This window comes from Endozoicomonas sp. ALC013 (assembly GCF_049310205.1).
In the GTDB taxonomy this organism is placed as follows: Bacteria; Pseudomonadota; Gammaproteobacteria; order Pseudomonadales; family Endozoicomonadaceae; genus Endozoicomonas.
Window position 1 is genome coordinate 1 of sequence record NZ_JBLYNS010000268.1, and the last position, 3,684, is coordinate 3,684.

4 protein-coding genes are annotated in these 3,684 nt (G+C 48.7%); 2 read left to right on the forward strand and 2 right to left on the reverse strand.

Annotated features, from left to right (window positions below):
• The coding region (locus ACO6V1_RS22930) for a DUF1601 domain-containing protein (RefSeq protein ID WP_422468800.1) at positions 1–2,374 on the forward strand (2,374 nt) is incomplete at its 5' end.
• Between the two features lie 107 nt (positions 2,375–2,481).
• Positions 2,482–3,036 carry a hypothetical protein gene (locus tag ACO6V1_RS22935; protein WP_422463868.1) on the forward strand — a complete coding sequence of 185 codons (555 nt, stop codon included), beginning with the start codon at positions 2,482–2,484 and terminating at the stop codon, positions 3,034–3,036.
• A 126-nt stretch (positions 3,037–3,162) separates the two neighbouring features.
• Here ACO6V1_RS22935 and ACO6V1_RS22940 read toward each other — a convergent pair whose 3' ends face one another.
• Together ACO6V1_RS22940 and ACO6V1_RS22945 are read right to left on the reverse strand one after the other, a co-directional pair.
• Positions 3,163–3,390: a transposase gene (locus tag ACO6V1_RS22940; protein WP_422450731.1), complete on the reverse strand. Its 228-nt coding sequence runs from the start codon at positions 3,388–3,390 to the stop codon at positions 3,163–3,165.
• On the reverse strand, positions 3,335–3,684 hold a 350-nt coding region (locus ACO6V1_RS22945), incomplete at its 5' end, for a transposase (protein WP_422468802.1). The genes ACO6V1_RS22945 and ACO6V1_RS22940, both read right to left, overlap by 56 nt.

Below are 3,684 nucleotides of genomic sequence, written 5' to 3' on the forward strand. Positions count from 1 at the left end.
CATAACACGGCGTTGGGACTGGCGAAGCCTTACAACAACACTCCATTCATTGACTTCAGCGGGGTTTTTTACCCCTCATAACCCCATGGATGAGCGTGTCAAGCTAACTCAAGCTTACTTATTGTCAACACAACTTGATGCCATCATATTCAAGTGCAACCAAAAACCTCAAGCCAGGGACATTGATGCCTGGGGAATCTCCAACCAGCTGTGGGCAATGGCAAAACTGGTAGACAACGGGCAGAAGTGGACGCCAGGGTTCAAAGCGACAGTGGCCGCGCTGTTGCCCCACGTGAACGCACAGAAAGTCCAATTTATTCCTCAGCAGATCGCCAACATGCTGTGGGCCATGGCGAAACTGGTAGTCAACGGGCAGAAGCTGACACCAGAGCTCAACGAGACCTTGGCCATACTTTTGTCCCACTTGAACGCACAGAAAGCTAACTTTAAGCCACAGGAAAATGCCAACCTGCTGTCGGCCATGGCAAAACTGGTGGACAACGGGCTGGAGCATACACCAGGGCTCAAAGAGGCCTTAGTCGTGCTGTTGCCAAACGTGAATGCACAGAAAGACCAATTTGATGCCCAGCATATCGCCAACATGCTATGGGCCATGGCGAAACTGGTGGACAACAGGCTGGAGCAGATACCAGGCCTCAAAGAGGCTGTGGCCGTGCTGTTGACCCTTGTGAACACACAAAAAGCTAACTTTAAGCCACAGGAAACTGCCAACCTGCTGTGGGCCATGGCGAAACTGGTGGACAACGGGCTGGAGCAGACACCAGGGCTCAAAGAGGCCTTAGCCGTGTTGTTACCCCACATGAACGCACAGAAAGTCCAATTTAATGCCCAGGATATCGCCAACCTGCTGTGGGCCATGGCGAAACTGGTGGACAACGGGCTGGAGCAGATACCAGGGCTCAAAGAGGCCTCAGGCGCATTGTTGCCCCACGTGAATACACAGAACGCTAACTTTATACCACAAGGTATCGTCAACCTGCTGTGGGCCATGGCGAAACTGGTGGACAACGGGCAGGAGCAGACACCAGGGCTCAAAGCGGCCATAGCCATGCTACTGCCCCACGTGAAAGCACTGCAAGCTAACTTTAACCCCCAGGAAATCGCCAACCTGCTGTGGGCCATGGCAAAACTGGTGGACAACGGGCAGGCGCAGACACCAGAGCTCAAAGCGGCCGTAGCCACGCTGCTGTCCCATGTGAAGGCACTGAAAGCTAACTTTAAACCCCAGGAAATCGCCAACCTGCTGTGGGCCATGGCGAAACTGGTAGACAACGGGCAGGCGCAGACACCAGAACTCAAAGAGGCTGTGGCCGCATTGCTGCCCCACGTGAACGCACAAAAAGACCAATTTATTCCTCAGGGTATCGCCAACCTGCTGTGGGCCATGGCAAAACTGGTGGACAACGGGCAGGAGCAGACACCAGGTCTCAAAGAGGTCGTGGCCGCGCTGTTGCCCCACGAGAACGCAAAGAAAGTCCAACTCAATGCCCGGGATATCGCCAGCCTGCTGTGGGCCATGGCGAAACTGGGTGAGCTCGTTGAGCTGAACGTGGTTAAATCCACGTCTGAACTTCTTCTCTACCAAATCAGTCAATGCCCTCAGTTATCTCAGCAAGATATATCGATGTCTCTCTGGGGAGTATTGGTATGCTGTGCCAGGCTCTGTCCAGATGCCAATGCCAATACCAATAAAAACAGCTTGCTTGAAAAGCACATGGACGCCCTGTTTACTCGCTTCGAAAATGCATCCCCAAACGATGTAGAGGAACAATCCCTCATTGCCATGGCCGCAAGCTGGCTTGACAGGGCGTGTCCCATCGTCCCCCATTACCAGACCAGCATTTCAAAACATCAAACCGACTTCCACGATCAACTTCAATCATCTATTCCCTCTTTAAAAATTGAAGCAGAAAGGAGTCTGAACTCATTACCTCCGGTTGATCTGCTACTGCCTGACCACAATATTATTATTGAAATTCAGGGACCCTTTCATTACGTGTGTGGTGATTTCAAAACCAGGAATGGTTCGACTCTGCTGAAAATCGCACTGCTGCAAAAAGCAGGATTTGAGGTCATTGAAATCCCCACTAACACCTTTTTGAACCCGGATTCAATAAAACGATGTATTGATGAAATAAAGACCAGGCTGGACATCCCGCCACAGGCCCATGGTTCTGTATCCTATAAAATCGGGTGGGTATATGAGGCAAACGTTACCATCGATAACGGGTGTCAATCCTCACATCACTGTTACTTAACCGGCGAAGAGCATTCAGAGAAGCAAACAGGCAAACCCAAAAAAAGAACAAGGAAGAGGAAAAAAAAGCCAAGGTCCTTCAATCAAATATTTTGAACTTTTTTCTGGAAAGAAAGTCGGATATTAGAGGAAATGTTTTAGTTTGATCTATCGCCGTAATAACTAACTAAGTATGTAGCCCTCATTTTCAGGAATTAACAATCATGCAACCACCCCCGATTGCGCCGTCCGAACACTTGTTAGACTATTTAGATTTTGATTTGCTGGCAGGTTCGGCCTGTTGTGGAGTTTTTGGTCAAATTTTCGGTAGCATCGTTAGCCCTATAACATCTGAACCTGTTGGTTTTATGACATTTTGCGGTGCCAATCTCCTGGCTGGCACCCTGAATCGTCGCAGCATTGCCTGGCATCAATACACTAATGTACTACTGCTCAAAAACAAACAGCAGTTAAACAATGCACTAGTGGAAAGGTTTGAACAATTATCGAACAGGCTGAGACAGAATACTTTGAAACTTACCGAAAACCAGAAAAAAATTGAGAATCTTGAAAAGAATATTAAGGAATTGAACAAAAAGCCAATGGACAAGCTGGATCAATTATACAGGGAACAAAAAGAGATTAATGAGAGCTGCAAAACAAATCGCGAGGAAATTGCTGCCCTCCGGGAACTATTAAACAAAGCAACGTTGGTAACTGATCAGCCTGCACCATTGAACCAACTACCCACAGACACTGCACAACAAAAAAACAAGTAGTTGCCCTGGATAGCTCCAATAAAGTTACTCATACAGCAGTTGGCAATCCTTGCTGGGTGATAATACCAGCAAGACAATCAGGTGTTTGATGTAGTTTTCATCCTGTCCTCTGGGACAATAGAACAGCTAATAAACGCACCGGGCCGAGGCATTCTTGATTGATGTCAATACAAAGCGAGGGTTGTCACCCATCTGGTTCACTTCAGCCTTATATATGACACGTGTATCCAGCCCTTTCCAGCTCTTTGCCTGATACTGAGCCTCGCCATACAGACGCACCCGGTAAGGTATCGGTAATTTATTTAATCGGGCGTAAGCTGTACGTGTTTGCAAACAGTGGCGAGCTTCTGCCATGCTTTCGTCCCGAAGGTGTTTTACCCGGCCGAAGAATGGCTGTGATCAACTTCCCGCTCAAACCTTCAAAAATCATCAGTGGCAAGTAGCAGGTATTGCCGTATTTGGTATTAAACAGACTGTACTGTTGAGCACCGTGGGTCAGGCTGGCCGTGTGATCCAGATCAATGACTGCCAGCTTGGGCGGTTTTTTATAGCTGCTGAGAAAATGCTCTGCAAAGGCGTAGGCCAGGTCGTATATATCCCTGCGGGACAAGCCCTTCCCGAGTCGTGTAAATGTGGGGGCTGATGCCA